The organism is Enterococcus sp. HMSC078F03, assembly GCF_001811595.1.
Lineage (GTDB): Bacteria > Bacillota > Bacilli > Lactobacillales > Enterococcaceae > Enterococcus > Enterococcus faecalis.
Genome location: NZ_KV805591.1, coordinates 1 through 24,482 on the forward strand (window position 1 = coordinate 1; position 24,482 = coordinate 24,482).

Consider the following 24,482-nt stretch of genomic DNA (forward strand, 5'->3'; position numbering starts at 1 on the left):
CTCGCAAGAATTGTCTCCTTTTTGTTTTTCCATTCATAGGTGGGTATTTGTGACGTACACCAATCAAAAAATGCTTTGGGTGGGGCTAGTGGTTTTTGTATTTCCCGATTCATATTCATTACAACTCGAACAATTTAATTTGTTCGTCCACCTCTTTTCTTTGAGGTTTAGGCTCTTCTTTTTTTGCCGGTTGCTTTTTGGTAGTCGTCATTACTTTTCCGATGACTTTCATTTCGGGTAGTTTTTCAAGCATGAAATATTCCTTTATCCAGCCAAATGCCACCTCGTCTGTGACCATTACCATAGCATTTGGTCGTTTTTCGGCTTGTTCTTGGGCTTTTCCCATGCAATACGTGACAGAGCCTTTTATGGTTCTATCTTCCTTTAGAATACCTTGAAAAAGGGACTCGTCGTTTTGTTTGCAAAGCCAATTATGGATATATTCGACTGTGTCGTCATGCTCGGTTTCTAGTTCTTTTAGCATTTTTTCGAGTGCTTGTTCTTGTGCAGTCAATGTACTCGTTAGGAAAAAGCGTTCATAAGAAAGTTTGTCGCTAATTACTAGCCATTTATATTTATTCCCTTGGTCTATCGTTTCATCAATGGTTAGGTAAAGGGAAGAATAGTTTCCGTCTGGGTTTTTAATCGCAATGGTGGCTTGTTCTGGTAGCTTTTCAAGATAAGAAAGCAACGTCACGACTGGATAAAGAGCTACTTCATAATTAGGATAGAAACATAAAAACTGGAAGGTTTTTCCGTTTCTTTCAATACTTTCTTTTCTGAAAGCTACACTGATGTAGCCTTGTGTGTCGTCAAAAATAGTGGTTGCTAGATTTTGATTGTATTGTTTAAGTGCGTGTATCAATTCTTTTACGGTTTGTATATTTTGAAAGTCCATAACGTTCCCTCGTTTCTTTTGTTAGCCCAACCTCTTATGAATAAGAGGTTGGGGCAAATTCACTTGTCAAAGGTCTTGAGTTACGTTATACTTGAATTACAAATTTATTCAGGTATAACTACCAATTCTTTAGAAATCTTTTGTTAGCCGCAAAAGGTTTCTTTTTTTGTCTTTTTTTCGTGGAAATACTTTGATAATGGTTCAAAATCTTTCATATCTCCATTGCAATTCATGGTGCTTACTAGCCACTCTCCAGACTGACGTTGTGCATATAAATAGCCGTTGTTATCAGAGCCACGATAAGGTGTAAAGGTTACTTTCCCTTCAACGAGTTCCGTCCAACCGTCAATTCGGTCAAGGTCAGTTAGCGTTAAGTATTGTTGTTCTCTTATTTCTTCTAATGATTGTGCAAGATACATTTCTGTTTCTGGTCGAACATATAGACAAAACTCGTGCCAACCACAACAAGTTAGTTCCCGACAGCCGACATTGTCGTATTCGTAAAGTACGTTTTCTTTCACTCCTAAACAGGACAGGGCTTTTTTCTGATTGATAACTTTTTGAATTTTTTCAGGGTCTTGGTAATGTTCATATAAAACAGCGCCTACGCCCTCTATATAACCGTCCCAGTGACAATATATGCCTTGATACGTTCCGTCTGCTTGTTCTTTAAAAATTGCTGTTCGTGTTCCCATAAAAGCTCTCCTCTTTCGTTGTTTTAAATGATAAACTCTGTTGCTTCGTGATTATCTTCTGTCAAGATAATTTCTTGGTCGTAATACATGTTAGAAACCAATTCATGTGCCTGTTCTTCGCTTTCAGCAAATACAGAAACAGCTACCTCTAAGGTTTTAACAATTGTCACACAGTATTTTTTCTTTTTTTCTGACATATTTATACGTCCTTCCATTCAATGTGATTTAAAAAGAATGCTAACTGATTCAAACGATTATTGGCATTTTTCAGACAACCATAGTTTAGTAACAATGTAGGCGTATCATTTTCAAGAATGGCTTTATTTAACTTCTGATATTCTTTACGTGCCTGCTCTAGCTGATTTTTTAGCTGTGGGTCGTTCATTTTTACTACTTCCTTTCTGGTTTTGATTTTTGTTTTCGAGCAACCATTTTTGTCTGGCGTGAGGGAGGGAAGCTGTTCGCTTCTTTGGCTCATGCTAGGACGTGGGACACTATCCTCCTTTCGTTTTTAGATTTGATTGTTCATTTTCGCCAGTATGTTTCGGTCGGTTGCTGTGCCGAGAAAGAATCATAGACACCAAGAAAAGACAAGGGCGAACGGAGTGAGTTCATATACCCTTGTCTTTTCGACTGGCTATGATACTGTAACAAACAGCGACTGACCGGTACATACGACAATGAGCGGTCATAAAACGATTGAGAGGACACACGTCCGTAAAAGCATGAGCCAAAGAGGCGAAATTTTAATGCACTTAAAAGAACTAGACGCAAAGCGGCTAGTTCTTTCTTTTCTTTTGCCTTGCTTTAGCAAGGCATTTCTTTCGAGCGGCGGTGGCGGTTGGAGCGAGATAGAAATAAACACTAAACAAAGTAATTAGGTATGAAAAAATGGAAAGACGATTTTTCAGTGAATAGTCATAAAATAAACTAAGAATTTTTATATAAAAAAATAAACGAGAATAAAAGAAGGGAGGTCTCTTTTATCTTCGTTTATTTTTTGCGTATTCCTTTAAATCGTCTACGTGATACAAACGTACAGTAGGTCGTTCACCGTTTACATGTTTAATTTCAAAGTAAGGCTTAATTGCATTCAATTTTACGGATTGTGTGAAGGCATTTAATGATTGGCCTGTAATTTTTGCAGCACCTTGTTTATCTACCACATTGTTTTCTAAATAAGTTAAAACTTCTTCACGAGAAAGATCTTTCATTGAATTACCCTCCTATATATACTATACAAAATATAGTATATAAAAAAACAAAATTTGTCAATATTCTCCATTATTATACTATGCATTGTATACAATGTATGGTTTAATAATTATAAAGATAAACAGAAACGAGGGATTCAATTGAATTTAGAAAAAATGAAAATGGAAGCAAGAAAAAGAATGACGATTTTAGGTATTCATGAACCAACAATTGCACAATTTGTTGAGGAAGGAAAAATTAGTTTTTCGGGAAAATCATATCTAGGCGCCAACTATTGGATCAACGAAGAACGGAAAAAAGCAATCGAAATTATCGAGAAAGAAAACAATATACTTGTATACTATGCGATTGAACAAAAGTATATGGGGGATATAACAATGTTGTACTTGTTTTATATATCTCCGTATGAAGAGGACTGGGAAATGGACCATCAAAGTATTGTAGAGAATTACCAATACACTTACGGATTAAACGAAACGGATCCGTTCCTTTCAGAGTTTGGTGAAATCAAGTTTAAAAATATGTTTGGTGGTTTAGTAAAACAGTAAATATTTAGAAGTGATAGTACCAGTTGCTATCACTTCTAAAAAAATAATAGAAAGAGGTTTTTTAAATGATTAATAATGTGACTTTAGTAGGAAGACTTACAAAAGACTGTGATTTGCGTTATACGTCAAGTGGTGTAGCTGTTGCGGCTTTTACACTAGCAGTTAACCGGAATTTTACAAATCAAAATGGTGAACGTGAAGCAGACTATATTCAGTGTGTGATTTGGCGTAAGCCTGCAGAAACTTTAGCAAACTATACACGAAAAGGAACATTGATTGGTCTTGTGGGTAGACTTCAAACACGTAACTATGAGAATCAACAAGGACAACGTATTTATGTGACAGAAGTGGTTGTAGAAAGCTTCCAATTGTTAGAGTCAAAAGAAGTTAGTCAACAACGTGGTGTTAACGCTTCTAATCCTACACCAGTTGGACAGCAGGAAAGCAATACGCAACAACCCTTTCCAGATTTAGAAGGTAGTTCTATTGAGATTTCAGATCATGACTTACCATTTTAAGGAGGATCGATTCATGGGTAATGAAAATTTACAAAAAATATATGCAGACAGTACAAAGAAACGTACAGCACAACAAACAAAATGGGAACGAGCTGTTGAAGGATTAATGTTTGATAGGTTAGAAAAAAAGAAAATTGAGTATTCTTTAAAACGGAAAAAAAGTTAAGGAGTTAGGAAATGAAACTATTTATTGGAAAAAAGTGGCTGCTGTTAGCAGTAGCCACTTTTCTATTATCAGGATGTACAAATGTTGAACAAAAAGCACAAGATTTTGTTCAAGAACTAGAACAAGATGTTTATGAAGATTTTTTTCAAACTATTTCAAATGATCAACGTATACCAGCTGATTTTGTTCGTCACGTAGACGGTGACACAACGGTTTTTAAGATTGAAGGCAAAGAACAGAAAGTACGCTTTTTATTAATCGATACACCGGAGACCGTCAAACCAAACACAAAAGTTCAGCCGTTTGGTTTAGAAGCTAGCAAACGTACAAAAGAGCTTTTGTCTACTGCTTCAGAAATTACTTTTGAATATGATCAAGGGGATAAAAAAGATCGTTACGGTAGAGCGTTGGGGTATATTTTTGTAGATGGAACATTACTACAAAAAACACTTGTGAGAGAGGGATTAGCACGTGTGGCTTATGTCAAAGAACCTAACACTAAACATTTGTCAGAACTAGAGCAAGCCCAAGAACAGGCTAAAAGTGAATCACTCGGAATTTGGAGTATACCAGGTTATGTGACAGACAAAGGGTTTAAATAAGGGAGAATGATTATGACTGAATTTGAAAGTGACATATTTTAGGATGAAAAAGTGTAGGTTAAGTTAGGAAGGTGATTTTTTGAAGGAAATTGTTGTAGATAATTTTGCGGGCGGTGGTGGTGCTAGCACAGGCATAGAGCATGCAATAGGACGTTCGGTAGATGTTGCGATTAATCATGACCCTGATGCAATTGCTATGCATGAAGCCAATCACCCAAACACAAAACACTATTGTGAAAGTGTTTGGGACGTCCACCCGAGAGATGTTGCCAATGGACGGCCAGTAGCGTTGTGTTGGTTAAGCCCTGATTGTAAACACTTTTCTAAAGCAAAAGGAGGAACACCTGTAAATAAAAAGATACGAGGGTTAGCATGGATTGCTGTTCGTTGGGCAGCTACTGTTAAACCACGTGTCATTATTTTGGAGAATGTTGAAGAATTTAAGACATGGGGTCCTTTGATTGTCACTAAAGATGGTCCAAAGCCAGATCCCAAGAAAAAGGGGAAAACATTCCAATCCTTTGTGAGAGCATTGGAACGTCAAGGCTATCATGTTGAGTTTAAAGAGTTACGTGCGTGTGACTATGGTGCGCCTACTACACGAAAACGGTTATTTATGATAGCACGCCGGGATCATAAACCGATTGTTTGGCCAACACCAACGCATGGGCCAAGAGAAAGTAAAGAAGTTGCTGAAGGGAAATACCTTCCTTATCAATCAGCTGCAAGTTGTATTGATTGGTCAATACCAGGTAATTCTATTTTTGGTCGTAAGAAACCTTTACGTCCTAATACGTTGAAAAGAATTGCTCGCGGACTAAACAAGTTTGTACTTAATACGGCAGATCCGTATATTGTTAGAATTGACCAAACTAGTTATGGGAAAGTTAAACGTACAAATTCGATAGTAGATCACCATTCCTTAGTACAAGTGAAAATGCATAATGGTGATATTAACAGGGAGTTGGAAGTACAGCTGTTTTTAGAAGAATACTGTAAGTCCTCAGAGTCTATTAGCAATCAGGAAGTAGCCTTTTTGACGAAATATTATGGATCTGACATAGGGCAACATTTGAATGAACCACTCCATACGATCCCTACAAAAGACCGATTTGGGTTAGTAAAAGTTAAAGGAAGTGCCTATAGAATCGTTGATATCACAATGCGAATGCTTCAACCTCATGAATTAGCAAAAGCACAAGGTGTCCCAGACACGTATGTATTAGATAAAGATAAGAACGGAAAGAAAATAAGTAAGTCTAAACAGGTGGCTAGAATAGGAAACATGGTTGTGCCAAATTGCGCTGAAGCTTTAGTAAGAGCAAATTTACCTGAATTATGTTGTAATCAACCGTTCAATGAGCAAATAGAATTGTTAAATGAGGATTTTAGCTGGTAGCAACTGACTAGTACAGAAAAGAAGCAGTCGAATACTAATTTACAAATGGATCAAAGAACAAGAATGTTCCCGGATATGGTTAGGAATAATATAATTAGGTAGTTAACCTTGACTTAAAAAGTAGTTCAAAGTCCGTTGGGAATGTTAATAACGGACAATTTAGTTTAGATATTACCGTGCGAGAAAAGCAAAGCGATTTATAGGGAGTTAAATCCCTTGAAGGGGAACCGATTGTGAATCGCGAACATTTACTTGACTATACGTCAAGCGTTAACTTTGACATTGACGAAAACTTTCAGATAGGTGAAAATGGAAGTTAAGATAATCCCAAAAATAGGGGACATAAACTGCTTTTACCAATCAAAAAGCGCAAAAGTACTATGAGAAACTGATCAGAAACGAAAAAAATCAAATTAAATAAAGTCCTTTATAAATTGGAATGGTTTTTCGTAAGAATGGATTAATGCCTTAATGTTTATGAATACAAAGTGCAGCTAAACATTGTGTTCAATTATAAAGAGGGTAAAAAAATAGATAAAACAATGAAAGTGAGGGAAGATATATGACTAAAGAAGAGAAGATACTATTGATTGTACGTAATAGTGACTTTACGTATGAAGAACTAGAAAAGCTTCCAATGTCTAGTATCGATAGTATTTATAGAGCGCATGTTCTTGAAAAAAATGGAGGATAGGAGTGACATAGTGACAAATAAAGTGGAAAAGAGAGATATTTTAATTCTCAGTAGTTTTGTTTTTGTGGTAATGTTAATTTACAATTTTGGTATTAAACAAATGGAATTTGGGGACGATGCGTTTTTCTTAAAGCAGTTTACACATGATTTTCAAAGTAACTATTATGAATTTTTGAAGTTTAGGTACAATGAATGGACGTCTCGATTAGTGATTGAAATAGCTCTAACACAAGCGGTACAACACGTATTTTTGTGGAGAGTTTTAAATGCTATAGCAATGTCTATAGTGGCAATTGTCCCTGCACTACTGTTTAACTCAGATAATAGTCGAAGAGGATTAATTATAGGTACTGGCATGTCATTATTAATTCCTGCTTCGATGATAAATAATGCAGGATGGATAGCAACAACAACAAATTATGTTTGGGTCATGGCAGCAGCGTTGTTAAGTATTTGGCCTATTATGAACTATATAAGAGGAAAAAGTGTAAATTGGCTATCCTTTATTTTATCGTTGGTTTTCTTGATTTATGCTACAAACCAAGAACAAATGGTAGTTATTATGTTAGTTTCTTTATTAGTTTTGGCAGGTATTCTGTATTTATCTAAAATGAATATCTTGATAACTTTACCTCATATTGCTATTGTAATCGCTAGCTTTGTGTTTATTTTAACATGTAAGGGGAATACGGCAAGAAACGTCCAAGAAACGAAACAATGGTTACCTAATTTTTCTAGCTACAGTATTTTTGATAAGTTACAAATAGGGTATTCGTCCACTTTGAAAGCTTTATTTTTTGAGTGGTCTCCATTGATGTTAGCTTTTGTATTGCTAATTTTTACTGCTGGACTGGTAAAAAATGGGTCATTACTCAAAAAGATGATTAGTGGAATACCGCTATTCACGTATTTGATTTGTACAAGATTTAATACGATAATTGATCAAACGTATGATATACCTTCAGGAACACCGCATATATCACTAGTAGTTCTTCTTACTGGGTTTGTTTTTCTTTATGTAATAGGGATTTTTGGGGCAAGTAATAATCCCTTAGAATTTTTATCAGTTATCTTTCTTCTTATTTTGGGTGTAGGAAGTCGTATTATGATGGGGTTCTCTCCTACCATATGGGTATCTGGATCAAGGACTTACTATTTCACTTATGTTCTTATAATGATGTCAGGTGTCTATTTAATAAGTCAGCTACCTGAAAATAACCAAAGTAGAACCTTTAAAGTGTTATGCGGATATTTTCTGGTATTGGCTCTATTATTAATAATGATGTATACAAAAATATTGTAAAATGTTTTGCTAAACTTTCGACAGTTGTTGAAAGGACAGTGTGTGTACTGTAGAATAATTACAAGCCACTTCAGATTTAACTATTTTCTTACAGACTGAATGAATCAATCGTTTAGTTCTATGAGTATTCGTTAGAAATGAAAGGCTAAAATAAGTTATAACCTTAGAGACTGTCTCCACCCCAAAAGAGACAGTCTTTATTATACATTTGAGCCTAGTTTTTATTTTAAATGAGCTGTATAAGAATAAAAATGAACGTAATCATAAGGGAGGGTTTTACTGTTAAAAAATCAGTTATGATTAAAGTATAAAACAACAGTCATAATTATTTATGCTTTAAAATATAAACTGTTACTATGCCAACAATTATTCCTAAAAATAAAATCAGAAGGGATATAAACTTTTTCTTCATACGAAGCACCTTTCTTTTAATTTAAATATTCTGTGGTGAAATTTAAAAATCTCTTTTATTCAGGTTGCCATTGAAAAATATCTTCTAGTGGAGTATTCAGGTAGTAAGCAATTTTTAATGCTAACTGTAAAGAAGGGTTATATTTATTTTTTTCTATACCATTAATAGTTTGTCTGCTAACTTCTAATAAAGCAGCTAATTCACTTTGGCTAATTTTTTTTTTCTCTCTAATTAATTTTAAGTTATTGATTATCATTTATGAAGTCCTCTTGTTGAAAAAAAGTAGTAACAGAGAGTGCAATATCATTGATAGAGAGAAGTAATAGTAGATAAAATTAAAGAGATAGTTTTTAGTAATAACATTAGGTAGAAAAAGAAAAATAGCAACTACTATAAGTATGGAAAAGTTAATAAATAAGTACATGTAAGTAGATGTTAAGGAAATTGTATATAAAATTCGCTCATCTTTTTTTGAATCAGTCAGATTAAAAACAAAGTAGACTACAGAAATGATATCCAATAAAAAAATAAAAATAGCCATTTTGGTTCCTCCTTTTTGTCAAGTGACACTTGACAAAAGATTAAAAGCTCTATAATATTAAATTGTAACATATTATGTTATGCAATATACAACAATTTTATGATGGAGGGTAAGAATTATGGAAAATTTAAGTGTAGTTCCTAGTTTTGAAGAACTAAGTGTTGAGGAAATGGAAGCGATTCAAGGTAGTGGAGATGTTCAGGCTGAGACAACACCGGTGTGTGCTGTTGCGGCGACAGCTGCAGCAAGTAGTGCTGCTTGTGGCTGGGTTGGTGGCGGTATTTTTACTGGAGTAACTGTAGTTGTGTCTTTAAAACATTGTTAAAATATACTATAAAACTTAGTGAGGTGAAGCACAGTGCTAAATAAGGAAAATCAAGAAAACTATTACTCTAATAAATTAGAACTTGTTGGTCCTTCTTTTGAAGAGTTAAGTTTAGAAGAAATGGAAGCGATTCAAGGTAGTGGAGATGTTCAGGCTGAGACAACTCCAGCATGTTTTACCATAGGCTTAGGAGTAGGTGCATTATTTTCAGCTAAATTTTGCTAATTTATATATTAAGAGGGCTAGTGAAACTAGCCCTCTTATACATAAAAAAGGAGTGCTTACATGGAAGATAATTTAATAAATGTTTTAAGCATAAATGAAAGATGCTTTTTACTAAAGCAAAGTGGTAACGAGAAGTACGACATTAAAAATTTACAAGCTTGGAAAGAAAGAAAAAGTGTTCTTAAACAAGATGATTTAGACTACTTGATTAAATATAAATATGAATCACTGGATAATTTTGGATTAGGAATAACACCTATTGAAAACTTTCCTGATAAAGAAGTTGCAATTCAATACATTAAAGATCAATCATGGTATATTTTTTTTGAATCCATTTTAGATTCTTATAATGATAGTGAAGAGCAATTATTAGAAGTAGATGCTAGTTATCCTTTTAGATATTTCTTACAGTATGCTCGTTTATTTTTACTTGATTTAAACTCAGAGTTAAATATTTGTACAAAAGAATTCATTATTAATTTATTAGAAACTTTAACACAAGAGCTTATTCACTTAACAAGTAAAACATTAGTGCTAGATTTGCATACTTTTAAAAAAAATGAACCTCTAAAGGGAAATGATAGTAGCAAGCGATTTATCTATTATCTAAAAAAAAGATTTAACTCTAAAAAAGATATAATAGCTTTTTATACATGCTATCCTGAGTTGATGCGTATTACTGTTGTTAGAATGAGATATTTTTTAGATAATACTAAACAAATGCTTATAAGAGTGACTGAAGATTTACCTAGCATACAAAATTGTTTTAACATACAATCCTCAGAGCTTAACTCTATATCAGAATCACAGGGAGACTCTCATAGTCGCGGAAAAACTGTTTCTACACTAACTTTTTCTGATGGAAAGAAGATAGTATACAAGCCAAAGATTAATAGCGAGAATAAATTAAGAGATTTTTTTGAATTTTTAAATAAAGAATTAGAGGCAGATATTTATATAGTTAAAAAAGTTACTAGAAATACCTATTTCTATGAAGAATATATAGATAATAAAGAAATAAATAACATAGAAGAAGTAAAAAAATATTATGAAAGGTATGGTAAACTAATCGGAATAGCTTTCTTATTTAATGTAACAGACTTACACTATGAGAATATAATCGCTCATGGAGAATACCCTGTTATCATAGATAGCGAAACTTTTTTTCAACAAAATATTCCTATAGAGTTTGGTAATAGCGCAACAGTAGATGCTAAATATAAATATTTAGATTCTATAATGGTGACAGGGCTAGTACCATATTTAGCGATGAAAGATAAGTCAGATTCGAAAGATGAAGGGGTTAACCTTAGTGCGTTAAACTTTAAAGAGCAAAGCGTACCGTTCAAGATATTAAAAATTAAAAATACATTTACTGATGAAATGCGTTTTGAATATCAAACACACATTATGGATACTGCAAAAAATACTCCAATTATGAATAATGAAAAAATTAGTTTTATCAGCTATGAAAAATATATAGTTACTGGTATGAAAAGTATTTTAATGAAAGCAAAGGATTCTAAGAAAAAAATATTGGCATATATTAATAATAATTTACAAAATCTTATAGTTAGAAATGTAATCAGACCAACTCAAAGATATGCTGATATGTTGGAATTTTCATACCATCCTAATTGCTTTTCTAATGCAATAGAGAGAGAAAAAGTACTTCATAATATGTGGGCCTATCCATATAAGAATAAAAAGGTAGTTCATTACGAATTTTCAGACTTAATAGATGGAGACATACCCATTTTTTATAACAATATCTCAAAAACATCATTAATAGCTAGTGACGGGTGCTTAGTAGAAGATTTTTATCAAGAAAGCGCTCTGAATAGATGCCTAAATAAAATAAATGATCTTTGTGATGAAGATATTTCTATTCAAACCGTTTGGCTAGAAATTGCTTTGAATATTTATAATCCATATAAATATATTAATGATTTGAAAAATCAAAATTCAAATAAATATATTTATACTGGCTTAGAGCTAAACAGTAAAATTATTCAAGCATGTCAGAAGATAGAGAAAAAAATTTTCAAGAGAGCTATTTTTAATAAAAAAACCAATACTGTAAATTGGATTGACATAAAGTTGGATCAAGATTGGAATGTGGGAATCCTAAATAATAATATGTACGATGGATTGCCTGGTATATTCATATTTTATGTGGCTCTTAAATACATTACAAAGAATCATAAATATGACTATGTAATTGAATGTATAAAAAATTCAATTTATACAATACCATCTGAAGATATATTGTCAGCTTTTTTTGGAAAAGGAAGTTTAATATATCCTTTACTTGTAGATTATCGCTTAAATAATGATATAAACTCTTTAAATGTAGCCGTAGAAATTGCAGACATGTTGATTGAAAAGAAACCGATAAATAATGGCGAGTTAAAAAATGATTGGATCCACGGGCATAATAGTATAATAAAAGTTTTATTATTGTTATCCGAGATAACAGAGGATGAAAAATATAGAAAATTTTCATTAGAAATTTTTGAAAAATTATCCGAAGAACCCTATTTTAATTTCAGAGGATTCGGACACGGTATATATAGCTATGTCCATCTTCTATCAAAATTCAATAGGATAGATAAGGCTAATTCTTTACTTCATAAAATTAAAGAATCATACTTTGAAGAAGAACCTAAAAACAATAGTTGGTGTAAGGGAACTGTAGGTGAACTTTTAGCGACAATTGAATTATATGATGATAACATTTCAAATATAGATATTAATAAAACCATAGAATATAAAAATAAAGATTGTCTGTGCCATGGAAATGCAGGTACTTTAGAAGGGCTAATTCAATTAGCTAAAAAAGATCCTGAAACTTATCAGTATAAAAAAAATAAACTTATTAGCTATATGTTAAATGATTTTGAAAAAAATAATACACTAAAGGTTGCCGGAAGTGAGTATTTAGAATCACTAGGATTCTTTGTAGGAATCAGTGGTGTGGGTTATGAATTATTGAGAAACCTAGATTCTGAAATTCCGAATGCATTACTTTTTGAGTTATAAGAGGTGTAATTATGAAAAGATTGAAGTATGTTGCGCAAGGAGAGCATAGTGAATGTGCTTTAGCATGTATCACTATGCTACTTAATTATTATGGTAATCAAAGTACACTAGTAGAACTAAGGGAAAAATATGGGGTGCCCAAAGGAGGACTAACTATCAAGAATATTCGTACTGTCTTTGACGAATATGGATTTGATGTATCGACATTTAAATCAAGTTTTTCAAATTATTTAGATCTTCCGACTCCTGTAATAAGTTATTGGAATAATCAACATTTTGTGGTCATAGAGAAAATAAAAAAGAAGAAAGTATTAATCTTAGATCCTGCAAGTAATAAACGCTGGATTGATATTTCAGAATTCAAAAAAAATTTTTCAAATATATTAATATACGCACATAAGAAAAAGACTAAAAAAGAAGGCAAAAGGAAACAGTTTTTTTTAAAGTCATTTATTTTTACAAAATTCAAAAGATATTTCTTTAGTTTAATAATATTATCATTTGTTTCACAACTTTTATTACTCTTAATTCCTATTGCAACAAAGTATTCGATAGATAATATTAGATCTTTTCAAGAAATTCCTACCTATGTTCTGTTATTAATATTAACTAGTTTTTTTTCTGTTTTATATGTAGTTCAATACTTAAAAAGCTCTGTAGTAGCAGAATTTCAGTATGAATTTGATTTTAAATTAATGTTTTCTTATATTGATAAACTTTTTAGTATGCCACTAATGTATTTTAGTAATAGATCAACTGGAGAATTAGTGTTTAGAGCGAACTTAAATATTTATATTAGGCAAATATTGTCTCAAAAGGTCATAACAACTTTAATAGATAGTCTTTTTTTAGGGATATATTTGTTTTTAATGGTTAACTATTCTATTTTACTGACAATAATAGCTCTTGTTCTAATCTCTTTAATAGCTTTTTTAAGTATTATAAATTCGCATACAATAAAAAGATTTGTAGATAAAGAAATAATGGAACAAGGAAACGTCCAGAGAATTATTACAGAAGCAATTGAAGGAATTGAAACAATTAAATCTGCTAACGCAGAAAAGAGCTTTTTGTTAAATTGGAAAAACATGTTTACGTCTCAACTATTAATTACCAAAAATAAAAATAGATATATAGCTATTTTTGGAATATTACCAGAAATCATACAAAGTGTAATGCCAGCTCTATTTTTAATAATAGGTATAAAATTAATAATCAACAATTCTTTGTCATTAGGATCACTAATTGGTTTTGTTTCTATAGTAACAATGGTTATGAAGCCAATTCTAAGTTTGGTTTCCTCTTATAATGACTTTCTACTATTAAATGTATATTTTCAAAAATTATCTGAAGTTTTAACTTATGAAGAAAAAAATGATTTTAATAATAAAAAAGGAAATGTTGGAAAAGAAGAGTTTATTTATAGGGTTAATAATGTTTACTATACTATATCTGTTTTTGAAAAAAATATTTTAAATGGTATTTCTTTTGACATAAGAAAAGGGGATAAAGTTGCTATTGTTGGTAGAAGTGGATCAGGGAAATCTACTTTACTAAAACTATTGGCTGGATTGTTACAACCTTCTAATGGAGAAATATTGTATGAAGGCTATCCTTTATCAAACAACTCCAATAATAGAAGAAACATTTTTTATGTTAATCAAAATGCGCATATTTTTAATGAAACTATCGAAAAAAATATTTCTTTAGAGTTTAAACCGAATTCTTCTATAAATGAGAAAAAAAGACTAAAAGAAAGTATGAGTAAATCAAAAATGGATGAGGTACTTTTAGGAATTCCTCAGTATGAGAAAACTATAGTATCAGAAAATGGTAGTAATTTCTCTGGTGGTCAAAGGCAAAAGATTGCTTTAGCTAGAGCGTTCTATTCTAATGTGAATACATTACTTTTAGATGAACCTACATCTGCAATGGATAATATTTCAGAATTTGAAGTTTTTTCTAATTTATTAGATGAGAAAAGAACAGTTATTACTGTTGCTCACAGAATTAGTACGGTGAAAAACTTTGATAAAATTATATTAATGGATAATGGTGAAATAGTATGTATTGGAAAGCATGAAGATCTTATTGAAAATAGCGAGTTATATCGTTCACTGTATTACAAAAAACAACAATTTGGAGGTACAAAATGAAAAAAAGAGGATTGACTTATATTTTAATCTCATATATTTTTTTAACATTAGGAACAACAGGTTATGCATCAGATCTCTCAAATAATATTTCATTTTTTATTGATAATTCGCAAACAACTGCTATAGAAGAAATTGAGTCTGAATTATCTTCTGAAAAAGTAGATTATATACAGGAAATAGGATTAGTTAGTTTTAAAAACCTGGATGATAGTGATAGGAAGTTTATAGGTAAATATTTTAATGTTTCGGAAGGGAAAAAATTACCAGATTTTAAACCTGAAGAAGTTAATAGTTCTATTTTAAACATTAATATTTTAAACAAAGATTTTAAGTCTTTTAATTGGCCATATAAAAAAATTTTATCTCATATTGATCCAGTGAAAGAACAACTAGGGAAAGATATAACCATAGCTCTAATTGACTCGGGGATTGATAGGCTTCATCCTAATCTTCAAGACAATAACCTAAGATTAAAAAACTATGTTAATGATATTGAGTTAGATGAATATGGTCATGGTACACAAGTTGCTGGAGTAATAGACACGATTGCTCCAAGAGTAAATTTAAATTCTTATAAGGTGATGGATGGGACAGATGGAAACTCTATAAATATGCTTAAAGCTATAGTTGATGCTACAAATGATCAAGTAGATATAATAAATGTGAGTCTTGGATCATATAAAAATATGGAAATAGACGACGAAAGATTTACTGTAGAAGCATTCAGAAAAGCTGTTAACTATGCAAGAAAAAATAACATTCTAATTGTTGCATCAGCAGGAAATGAGTCGCGTGATATAAGCACTGGTAATGAAAAACATATACCAGGAGGACTAGAGTCTGTAATTACCGTCGGAGCTACAAAAAAGAGTGGTGATATTGCTGACTATTCTAATTATGGGTCTAATGTATCTATATATGGTCCTGCAGGAGGATATGGTGACAATTACAAAATAACAGGACAAATTGATGCTCGTGAAATGATGATGACTTATTACCCTACATCGCTAGTTTCTCCACTAGGCAAAGCTGCTGACTTTCCAGATGGTTATACACTTTCTTTTGGAACAAGTTTAGCAACTCCAGAAGTAAGCGCAGCTTTAGCAGCTATTATGTCAAAGAATGTAGATAATTCTAAAGATTCAAATGAAGTATTAAATACTTTATTTGAAAATGCTGATTCTTTTATAGATAAAAATAGCATGCTTAAATACAAAGAGGTGAGAATAAAATAGATGAAATTTATATCTCCGATGATCTTTACGTTACTTCTCGTAATCTTTACTCTTGTTTTTGAATTAAATTTAGTGTCTACTGCATACTTTTCCTTGTTATTGTCTATCTTTGTACATGAGTTAGGTCATTTAGTTTTTGGATTATTTAATAAAGTTAGACCAGAGTCATTAATATTTGGGTTTATAAAACTTTCGTGGGAAAAACAGTTTAAGGTTAGATTAAATACACAGTGGGGATTTTTTGGTGGATTATTTAGATATAAACCAACTACGTTTAATAATAAGAAAATTCTGAGGTTGTTAACCGGAGGACCAATATTTAGTCTTTTTTTTACATTAACTTTTTTTGTAAAAATTGAATTTTTTCAATATTTTTCTTTATTTAATTTTTCAATATTCTTGATTACTGCAGTTCCTTTTAATTTTAACGGGTTTATGAATGATGGATACAATATATATAAATTAGTTACTAAGGATTATATTTTCGAAATGTATTATATTGTATCAAATAGCTTACTTAATAAATATAATCAGTCAACTTTCTTAAATAGCAATGAGGTATGCAAAATAATAAAAAAAAATAAAGAATTACCATTATATGTGCTAAATACATTCTTACTGTATGTTATATATGAGTATTTAATAGACAAAAATAATAGGAAATTAAAACTAATATACCCAATACTTAGTAAAGAAGACAAGATACTGAATAATAAAAGTTATTTACAGAATTTTTATTTAGCTAATTTGTATATGATAGAATATATCTTATCTGTAGATAATAAACAAACTTTTAAAAAAATTAATTTAAAAATTCTAGACTCAATTAGTAGATCTAGAATTAAATATCTAAACTTTAAATGCTCAAAAAGTGCTGATGATGAAATAAGCCAATCAATGACAGAATTTAGCAATATCATAAAAAATTATTCAGATCAAACGTCAACTATGATTATAGCAGAAAAACAATGGGTTCAAAATTGAGATAAGAAACCAGCTAGACTGTCGACGTAAAATGATAGGCTAAAAAAAGTGATGTGTGCTTGCTACGATTTTTATACAGTATTTCATGATGTAATAAATAAATTTTCTATTAAAATATATTAACTAAAAAAACCAACAGGGTATACTCTGTTGGTTCTTTTAGTAGTTATGAATATATTTGAATTTGTAAAGGCTCAACAGAATTTGGCAATAGATTTTCGAAACGGTAAGGATTTTTATGGCAATAAACTTTGTCACTTTTTAAATATCATAAGGTATTTGCGATTGTTAAATTATTGAAGGCTGCAACGAATATAATATTAGTCAAATATTTAAAATGAAAAATTTGTTTTAGATGAAGTGAATAACTAAAGTCTACAATTTATTGAATAATTAAATAAATGACAATTTTTATAGAATTAGTTAGTACACTACACTGTTGTTGAAAAATACGTTTGTTGGTAAACTTATAATAATGAATCTACAGAGTTACTTATAAAAATAGTATATTTTTTATTAAAGAGGAGTGGATCTATGGATTTGAAATTCAATATTTTTCTCTTAAATCTAGTGATACAAAAGATAGTAAAATAAATACTATAAATAGAGACGAGGTTGAAACATAATGGGTATTTTTGATAAAATTGAGATTTCAGATTGGCAAGAGGAAGAAAAAAAAATCAATCCAATTGAAATTTTTGATTCGTTGAATCATAAAATAGGATATGAATATTTGCGTGAAGTCCAAGCGTCATTTCTAAAAGAATGGTGGAGCAAAAGAGATAATAAAGATACAGTGGGAATTATGGATACTGGATCTGGAAAGACTTTGATTGGGCTTTTGATGTTATTTTCAAAAATGAATGAAGGCGTAGGTCCTGCTGTTTACTTATGTCCGGACAACCAATTGGTGAATCAAGTAATAGAACAAGCAGAACTTTATGGAATACCTGTTTGCGAAATAATTACTGCTCATCAAGGTAAAAAACAAGAAATTCCACTAGAATTTATTAATTCTGAAGCAATACTAGTAACAACTTTTGAAAAAATTTTTAATGGTTTATCTATTTTTGGTATTCGAGGAATTGGTTCGCGAGAGATTCAGGAAATTGGGGCACTTTTAATTGATGATGCTCATAGTTCAATTAAAAAGGCTAGAAAACAGTCAACTTTTGTAATCCCTTCACATAATTCTATGTATTCTGCTATTTTTGCACTTTTTGAGGGAGATATTGAAAAGCAGAGTTACGGGGCTTGTCAATCAATAAAAAAAGGAGAAAGGTCGGTTTCGCGACTCGTACCTTATTGGGCATATAAAGCAAAACTTAAAATTTTAAAAAATATATTGATCAGTGGTAGGAATCAAGATAACTTTGATATTTTTATTCCATTCAATTTAATATCTGATTATCTTGATAAAGCTGATTGTTTTATTTCGAGTGATGCAATAGAAATCTCACCAGTGAAAATACCATTAGATAAAGTTCCTTCGTATTCTGATGCAAAACATAAATTTATAATGTCTGCAACATTTAACAATGCTTCTGATTTAGTCACTGAATTGGGAATTGAAGGCACTGCTATTCTTAACCCAATTAGTGTTCATAATGAAAGTTCAATTGGAGAACGATTGATTATTTCACCTGAACGTTATTCTAGAGATATTTCTAATGAAGAAATCAAGTCTCTAATAAAAGAGTATTCAAGAAGTACGAATGTTGTTGTAATTGTTTCGAATAGTGCAAAGGCAAGCGAATGGATAGAATATGGAGCAACCTTAGGGGACAAAAAAACAATAGATTCTGTCATGAGTAACTTAAGAAATTCAGTCGGAAATTTAGTAGTGCTTTTAAATCGTTATGATGGAATAGATTTACTTGGAGATATGTGTCACCTTTTAATTATCGATGGACTGCCTAAAGGTGCTTCAGTTCGTGATAATACAATTTCTCAAATGAGATCTAATTCACCATATACGAAGAAAATAATTGCGCAAACAATTGAACAAGGACTAGGAAGGGCTGTTAGGTCGGGTAGTGACTATTGTGTTACTTTACTTTTAGATACCAATCTATTAAACTTTGTGAGCAATAATAATAATCGTCAATTCTTTAGTAAAGTTGCAAGGGCACAGCTTGATATGGGAATTGAACTAAGTAGTGACTTTATGAAAGAAGAGAGGAATAAAGAAGAAGCCCTAAAAGAGATACAGGATACAATAGGCTTAGTTTTGTCTAGAAATAAAAAATGGATAGAGTTTTATAAAAATAAACTTAAAGCCATGCTAGGAAGTTATCCTGACGAAAATAAATCCAATATTTTAGGACTAGCTGAAAAAGAGTATCAGTTACTTTCTGATTATGAGAATAATAAATTTGAAGCAGCTGTTACTTCGATAAGAAATGATTTTTCAAATAATCCGGGACTTTCTAAAGCAGATCAAGGATGGTATTTACAATTAGGTGCTCACATTTTAAATTCTTATAATGAAAGTGCAGCAAATGATATGCAAATAAAAGCAAAAGAAAAAAATACTGATCTCTTAATACCTGCTACGCCATTATATAAAAAAAGAACACAATCAATGACAGAGCAAGTTTCGAATGTAAAAAAATGGATAAACATGTTCAGTAATGCCACAGATTTGAGAATCGCAGTAGAGTCAATTTTGACAAACCTAGTGTACTCCCCAACAATAGATAGCAATATATTCGAAAAAGCAGTTCTTGAGATTGGAGAATTTTTGGGGTATGATTCTTCAAGACCTGAAAAAGAGTATAATGATGGTCCAGATAATTTGTGGACAACTAAAGAATTTAGTTTCGTTATTGAGTGTAAGAGTAAATCCGTAAATAATAGGTACTCTAGAGAAAATGCAGAGCAATTAATGCATTCAGAAGCTTGGTATAATGATTCTTTTTTCAGTGGTTCAACTGTTTCTTGCATCGCTTTTCATAAATCTAATGTGCTGTTCCAAAACGTTCATGTAAAAGATTATTATTTTTCAGTAAATTCAACAATGCTTGAAAAATTCAAAAGTAAGGTAATTGAGTTCATTAATGCATTATCCACAAAAAATCCTTCGGACTGGGCAGACACAGAAATAGCTAGCTTAATGCATGAGAATTTTCTGCTAGACAAGCAATTTATTCAGAACTTTACAATAAGGTTTTCCTATAATTAAAATTTTGATGTTTGATTAACACTTTTTATTTAAATGTTAAAAATATTTTCAATACCAATATCTAAAATAAAAAAACATTCTATTTATAGAACTTTTGAATCAAATCTTCGCTTACTAGTGGATTATATTTTCTGGTTCTGAAAGAGACACAAGCTGACTGTGGCCCTTTTTAGATGCTATAATTTATATACTACTCAATTTTTTTGTTCATAAATTTGTAAACAAATCATTGTTCAATTAAAATTTTGATTTAAGAGTATTAAATTGTCATTTTTCTTTTTAAATGGCAATAATTTTTATCTTTATTTGACATTATATTTAAGCAATAAATAGCATCCAACTATATAAATAGTTAATTCTAATTGAGATACAATTAAAAATAAATGGCATTCTCCATAACTTGGAAAAAGCCATTTATTTCAAAATATTTAGAAAATTTAAGACAGACGAAATATTAAGTGCAAATAAAGTATTCTATACCTCTCCAGCTGAAAAAATGATTCGTGTTAGTTCAGATATCCATATATTAGCAACTAGGATTGATAGGGTTAAAACAATGCATTTAGTTTTTAAATACAATCAAAAGGAAATTTACGCTTCACATTCTTATGAAGGAATTAAATTTAATTATTGTTGATGAAATCAATCGATTAAAACTTCAACATTTAGAACAGCTAAGAGATATTTATGATAAAAATGATTTAGCAATGGTTTTTATCGGTATGTCTGAAATTGAAAAGAGATTATCTCGTTATCCTCAACTGAACTCGCGTATAGGATTTGCACATGAATTTGATAACCTTAGTAAGGACGAAACGCATCATACCTTAGAATACAAATGGACAGATTTAGGAATTGATATAGAGCTAGAAGATTTTTCTGATTATGAAGCTATCACAACTATCATTAAAATCGCAAAAGGGAATTTTCGACTTATTCATCGTTTATTTACACAGATTGATTGTATTTTAAGAATCAATAAAATGGATAAGATTACTGTAGAAGTTATCGAAGTAGCAAAAGATAGTTTAGTGATAGGCATATAAAAAGCTAGCAAAAGTTAGTAGCTTTTGTCATTTATTGCTGGAAATTTTTGCCATTTAAATAAAAAAGTGGCATGTTAGTAGAGTTTAGTGCGTGGTACATGGTACAATAAATAAGAAGAGACATTAAAATACTACTGGCATCAATAGATTTGTGATGGTTTTATGGGAAGGTGAAAAGATGAAAAAATTTCAAGTAAAAGAATGGTCATGGATAGTAATCGCCTGTTCTTTTTTAGTGTTGGCTTTTATAGAAAAACAAATTGCGTTTGGCGTTTTAGGGTTATCTTTTCTTGCTGTTGCTTTTGATGATTAAAGAAATACTATAATTGCGGGGAGTTTAGCCGTAGGCTTGTATTATCATTTTTGAGTTACCGTGATTGTGCCAAAATCATGCAAAAATTTAGTATCTATGTGCATCATACGATGGTTTATCGTTGGTGTCAGCAATATGGGAAAGTGTTCTATCATTTATGGAAGAAACGCAATAAGCGACGTGCTTTGTCACAATTTTGGTGGCTGGATGAAACGTATGTCAAAGTGAAAGGAAAAGACCATTATCTATATCGAACGATTGAATCTAACGGAAATATCCTTGATATGTGGTTGCGAAATCATCGAGGTACGGTCTCTACAAAAGCCTTTATGAAGTGATTAATCCGTGATTATGGACAACCGCGTTCCATCGTAATAAACGCGCACCTTCACTGAAAGCCATTAAAAAATTGAAAGAAGCCGGTCTGCTTGATAAAAAAGTCCATCTCTGGAAGTCCAACTATCTCAATAATGCCTTGGAACAGGATCATCGGCAGGTGAAGGGAAAACTTTCTTATGGAAATAGTTTCTAGTTAATTTAAACCGCTGCAACAACGATTAAAGGAATTGAAGCCGTTTCAGCCTTATACAAAGAAAATCGAAGAGAAATGAGCATCTTCGACTTTTCCCGTAGGAAGCAATTGAAAACTTGTTTAACGTAGCTTAAGTGACTGATTGGAAATTAGACAAGTGTGTCCGCTAAAAAAATTTGCAACACAACCCATTTTAATCAATTTATGTTAAATGATAGCGTAAAGTGGGGGTTAGGAAGCTTTGCAACACAACCATCAATTTGACAATTTAGGATATATTACGAGGAGTGAAGTGATGAAGAAAAAATTTTACTATAGTGTAGTTAGTGTGGTTTGCTTATTACTGTTTTTAAGTCTGTATAAACTTGTTATAGAAATACCTAATGCTTATGCAGAATCTGAAGCTAAATCTGAAAATGTTGTAGTAAACCCAATATTCTTAGATGGACATGATAGCTGGAGTTGGATATCATGGGGAGACCAGTCCTCTGCAATAGTTACAGAGCAATATGGAGATATATGGGATGGATCTATATATAATTTGCCGGGGAAAGTACTTGCAGATCACGGGAAAGCGACACCTACTAGTAGCAATGCTTGGGCAAGACAATTACCCGATCCATTCGCAGGAATGGAAAAATGGGCTATGGGAGATATACTTTATCAAGATATTTTATTACCTACTAATAAAACAATAACTACTTTTGAGTTTAGTGCATATGCTAAAAATAGTGCGCAAAAAATTAAAGACGAGAATGGAACATCTATTTATTATACAGATGGTTCTGGTTTGAAAGTAGAATTTTTGAATTCTGCAGATGAGGTTATAGATGTCTTTGAAACAGGACCGTCTGTTCAATTTAGTATGACTAAACTTTCTCTTGCAGGATCAGTACCGGCTAATTCTGTAAAAGCTCGTATTCAGTTAGTGGGGTATGCTGGCAATCCATATTGGATAGATAGTTATTGGGCAAATGTAGAATTTTATTATTATTCAAAAGACTCAACCGAACCTGGTTCAATAACCGAACCTGGTTCAACAACCGAGCCTGGTTCAACAACCGAGCCTAGTTCAACAATCGAACCTAGTTCGACTGAGGAATCTGAAAATCAGGTTGTTGTAGGTAGTAGATTTGATAACAATGATTCAAATAAGAACTTACCAAAAACAGGTGAAAACTCACATTCTTCAAAAATAGCTGTTTTTTTAGGAATTATATTACTAGTTATTGAATTAGTAATTTTCAAAAAATCGAAAAGACAAATTTAATCGTTATTAAATATTTGGTTGTGTTGCAAAGTTTCCTAACCCTCATTTTACGCTATCATTATGTAATAAACAAATTTTCTATTAAAATATATTAACTAAAAGAACCAACAAGGGATGCCTTGTTGGTCTTTTTGATATTCTGATTGCTACTAGGTAAGCGATAGGCCATTCAAGTTGGGGATATTTCATTTGCGTAAATTTTTAGTATGCCTGTACTGTATTATTAAGAACTTTTTAATCATACTTATAGGAACTATACTAGTAGATATTTTGGTTTTATGTGTATCTGTTAGAGATGAAAAATCAAAATGTGTTATATCCTTAGAGACTGTTCTGCCCCAAAAAAGACAGTCTTTATTATACATTTGAATGTATGCTAAAATTGATATAAAGAATAGATTTATCTAGTTAAAAGTACCTATTATTTAGAATTATGGGAATTTAATTAGATAAATAGTAAAGGGGATTGTCATGGGAAGACCAATAAATTTGTATTCATTTATGGATATAATGAATACAACGAAAGATGATCAATTAATTAATTCAATGTTGAGGTTATGTGATGATAGTATAATACATAATCCAGAACAATTTTTTAGGAAAAAGGAACTTCAAAATCTTTATCAGTTTTCAGAAAAATTATTGCCGACGTTAACGAATATACCTAAAGCTGACAACTATTTTATAGGATACTCTGTTTCAATTGGTATAACAAGACAGTTTGATGTATTAAGATTTAGTGCAAAAAAAGTTGTAAATATCGAGTTAAAAGATTGCATGCCAAGCGATGGATTAGAAGCCATAAGAAGGCAATTAATAAAGAATCAACTATTTTTGAAAGTCTTGGGCAAGGAAATAATCTCATGTACTTATATAGCTGATACAGAGACAATTTACATGTTAACAGCTGATGATGAATTAAGTACAATTGAGGTTGAAAAATTAGGCAGATTAATTCCTATGGACAGTTTAGACATAAATGAATTAGAATCTCAACAACTGACTAATTTTATTATCTCACCATACTCAGAGACAGATAGGTTTGTAAGTCACACCTAAGCTAGTTGTGTCTTATTCAACTAACAACAAAGAGGTCAGAAACTTTTAAGTTTTTGACCTGTTTGTTTTTTCGTGCTATACTTGGATGTCACTTTTCTTTTTAAATGGCAAAATAAATTG

General features: G+C 31.3%; 22 protein-coding genes and 3 pseudogenes. 19 read left to right on the plus strand and 6 right to left on the minus strand.

The window, feature by feature from the left end; translation table 11 throughout:
- Window positions 1-118 precede the first annotated feature (118 nt).
- The 5 genes from HMPREF2810_RS12185 to HMPREF2810_RS12210 all read right to left on the minus strand — a co-directional run bounded on the left by HMPREF2810_RS12185 (window position 119) and on the right by HMPREF2810_RS12210 (window position 2,807).
- The gene (locus tag HMPREF2810_RS12185; RefSeq protein WP_070635613.1) at window positions 119-898 is read right to left on the minus strand and encodes a Cas9 inhibitor AcrIIA9 family protein; all 780 of its coding nucleotides are present in this window, start codon (window positions 896-898) and stop codon (window positions 119-121) included.
- Between the two features lie 143 nt (window positions 899-1,041).
- The gene (locus HMPREF2810_RS12190) at window positions 1,042-1,593 is read right to left on the minus strand and encodes a hypothetical protein (RefSeq protein ID WP_002382034.1); all 552 of its coding nucleotides are present in this window, start codon (window positions 1,591-1,593) and stop codon (window positions 1,042-1,044) included.
- Between the two features lie 23 nt (window positions 1,594-1,616).
- Entirely contained in the window at window positions 1,617-1,808 is a 192-nt protein-coding gene (locus HMPREF2810_RS12195; RefSeq protein ID WP_025187495.1) for a DpnD/PcfM family protein, read from the minus strand.
- Entirely contained in the window at window positions 1,793-1,978 is a 186-nt protein-coding gene (locus HMPREF2810_RS12200; RefSeq protein ID WP_002360847.1) for a hypothetical protein, read from the minus strand. Before HMPREF2810_RS12200 ends, HMPREF2810_RS12195 begins: the two co-directional genes overlap by 16 nt.
- Window positions 1,979-2,576: 598 nt before the next feature.
- Window positions 2,577-2,807: a hypothetical protein gene (locus HMPREF2810_RS12210; RefSeq protein ID WP_002360849.1), complete on the minus strand. Its 231-nt coding sequence runs from the start codon at window positions 2,805-2,807 to the stop codon at window positions 2,577-2,579.
- Between the two features lie 54 nt (window positions 2,808-2,861).
- Between HMPREF2810_RS12210 and HMPREF2810_RS12215 the strand changes: the two genes are divergently transcribed.
- The 7 genes from HMPREF2810_RS12215 to HMPREF2810_RS12240 all read left to right on the plus strand — a co-directional run bounded on the left by HMPREF2810_RS12215 (window position 2,862) and on the right by HMPREF2810_RS12240 (window position 8,038).
- A complete protein-coding gene (locus HMPREF2810_RS12215) occupies window positions 2,862-3,356 on the plus strand; it encodes a hypothetical protein (protein WP_002368294.1) in 495 nt (164 codons plus the stop codon).
- Window positions 3,357-3,421: 65 nt separating this feature from the next.
- The gene (gene ssb, locus HMPREF2810_RS12220; RefSeq protein WP_002368292.1) at window positions 3,422-3,874 is read left to right on the plus strand and encodes a single-stranded DNA-binding protein; all 453 of its coding nucleotides are present in this window, start codon (window positions 3,422-3,424) and stop codon (window positions 3,872-3,874) included.
- Window positions 3,875-3,887: 13 nt separating this feature from the next.
- A complete protein-coding gene (locus tag HMPREF2810_RS12225; RefSeq protein ID WP_002368291.1) occupies window positions 3,888-4,040 on the plus strand; it encodes a hypothetical protein in 153 nt (50 codons plus the stop codon).
- An 11-nt stretch (window positions 4,041-4,051) separates the two neighbouring features.
- Window positions 4,052-4,642: a thermonuclease family protein gene (locus tag HMPREF2810_RS12230; protein ID WP_002368290.1), complete on the plus strand. Its 591-nt coding sequence runs from the start codon at window positions 4,052-4,054 to the stop codon at window positions 4,640-4,642.
- Between the two features lie 79 nt (window positions 4,643-4,721).
- Window positions 4,722-6,041 (plus strand): DNA cytosine methyltransferase, encoded by a 1,320-nt coding sequence (locus HMPREF2810_RS12235; RefSeq protein WP_002368289.1) that lies wholly within the window; start codon window positions 4,722-4,724, stop codon window positions 6,039-6,041.
- Window positions 6,042-6,603: 562 nt separating this feature from the next.
- Window positions 6,604-6,735 (plus strand): hypothetical protein, encoded by a 132-nt coding sequence (locus tag HMPREF2810_RS16125; RefSeq protein WP_002368288.1) that lies wholly within the window; start codon window positions 6,604-6,606, stop codon window positions 6,733-6,735.
- Window positions 6,725-8,038 carry a hypothetical protein gene (locus tag HMPREF2810_RS12240; RefSeq protein ID WP_002382039.1) on the plus strand — a complete coding sequence of 438 codons (1,314 nt, stop codon included), beginning with the start codon at window positions 6,725-6,727 and terminating at the stop codon, window positions 8,036-8,038. Before HMPREF2810_RS16125 ends, HMPREF2810_RS12240 begins: the two co-directional genes overlap by 11 nt.
- Window positions 8,039-8,505: 467 nt before the next feature.
- Here HMPREF2810_RS12240 and cylR2 read toward each other — a convergent pair whose 3' ends face one another.
- Window positions 8,506-8,706, minus strand: coding sequence for a cytolysin regulator CylR2 (gene cylR2 / locus HMPREF2810_RS12245; RefSeq protein WP_002358483.1), 201 nt, complete (start codon window positions 8,704-8,706; stop codon window positions 8,506-8,508).
- A 403-nt stretch (window positions 8,707-9,109) separates the two neighbouring features.
- Here cylR2 and cylL-L point away from each other — a divergent pair, with 403 nt between their 5' ends.
- From cylL-L to HMPREF2810_RS12305, 12 genes and pseudogenes are all read left to right on the plus strand, one after another.
- On the plus strand, window positions 9,110-9,316 hold the full coding sequence (gene cylL-L / locus HMPREF2810_RS12255) for a lanthipeptide cytolysin subunit CylL-L (protein WP_002358485.1): 207 nt from the start codon (window positions 9,110-9,112) through the stop codon (window positions 9,314-9,316).
- Between the two features lie 33 nt (window positions 9,317-9,349).
- Window positions 9,350-9,541 carry a lanthipeptide cytolysin subunit CylL-S gene (gene cylL-S / locus HMPREF2810_RS12260; RefSeq protein WP_002358181.1) on the plus strand — a complete coding sequence of 64 codons (192 nt, stop codon included), beginning with the start codon at window positions 9,350-9,352 and terminating at the stop codon, window positions 9,539-9,541.
- Between the two features lie 60 nt (window positions 9,542-9,601).
- A complete protein-coding gene (locus tag HMPREF2810_RS12265; RefSeq protein WP_002368286.1) occupies window positions 9,602-12,583 on the plus strand; it encodes a type 2 lanthipeptide synthetase LanM family protein in 2,982 nt (993 codons plus the stop codon).
- 11 nt (window positions 12,584-12,594) lie between these two features.
- The gene (locus tag HMPREF2810_RS12270; RefSeq protein WP_002365931.1) at window positions 12,595-14,739 is read left to right on the plus strand and encodes a peptidase domain-containing ABC transporter; all 2,145 of its coding nucleotides are present in this window, start codon (window positions 12,595-12,597) and stop codon (window positions 14,737-14,739) included.
- Window positions 14,736-15,974, plus strand: a complete 1,239-nt coding sequence (locus HMPREF2810_RS12275) for a S8 family serine peptidase (protein ID WP_002368283.1) — start codon at window positions 14,736-14,738, stop codon at window positions 15,972-15,974. Before HMPREF2810_RS12270 ends, HMPREF2810_RS12275 begins: the two co-directional genes overlap by 4 nt.
- Entirely contained in the window at window positions 15,975-16,958 is a 984-nt protein-coding gene (locus HMPREF2810_RS16130; RefSeq protein WP_002368282.1) for a site-2 protease family protein, read from the plus strand.
- Window positions 16,959-17,583: 625 nt separating this feature from the next.
- Window positions 17,584-20,142 carry a DEAD/DEAH box helicase gene (locus HMPREF2810_RS12285; protein ID WP_002382041.1) on the plus strand — a complete coding sequence of 853 codons (2,559 nt, stop codon included), beginning with the start codon at window positions 17,584-17,586 and terminating at the stop codon, window positions 20,140-20,142.
- Window positions 20,143-20,530: 388 nt separating this feature from the next.
- Window positions 20,531-21,188 (plus strand): annotated as a pseudogene (locus HMPREF2810_RS12290) (AAA family ATPase).
- Window positions 21,189-21,366: 178 nt separating this feature from the next.
- A complete protein-coding gene (locus tag HMPREF2810_RS16135; RefSeq protein ID WP_002414951.1) occupies window positions 21,367-21,501 on the plus strand; it encodes a hypothetical protein in 135 nt (44 codons plus the stop codon).
- Window positions 21,502-21,510: 9 nt separating this feature from the next.
- A pseudogene (locus HMPREF2810_RS12295) lies at window positions 21,511-22,162 on the plus strand (IS6 family transposase).
- Between the two features lie 166 nt (window positions 22,163-22,328).
- The gene (locus HMPREF2810_RS12300) at window positions 22,329-23,303 is read left to right on the plus strand and encodes an LPXTG cell wall anchor domain-containing protein (RefSeq protein ID WP_070635614.1); all 975 of its coding nucleotides are present in this window, start codon (window positions 22,329-22,331) and stop codon (window positions 23,301-23,303) included.
- A 501-nt stretch (window positions 23,304-23,804) separates the two neighbouring features.
- A pseudogene (locus tag HMPREF2810_RS12305) lies at window positions 23,805-24,359 on the plus strand (hypothetical protein); the annotation flags it as partial.
- Window positions 24,360-24,482: the final 123 nt, after the last annotated feature.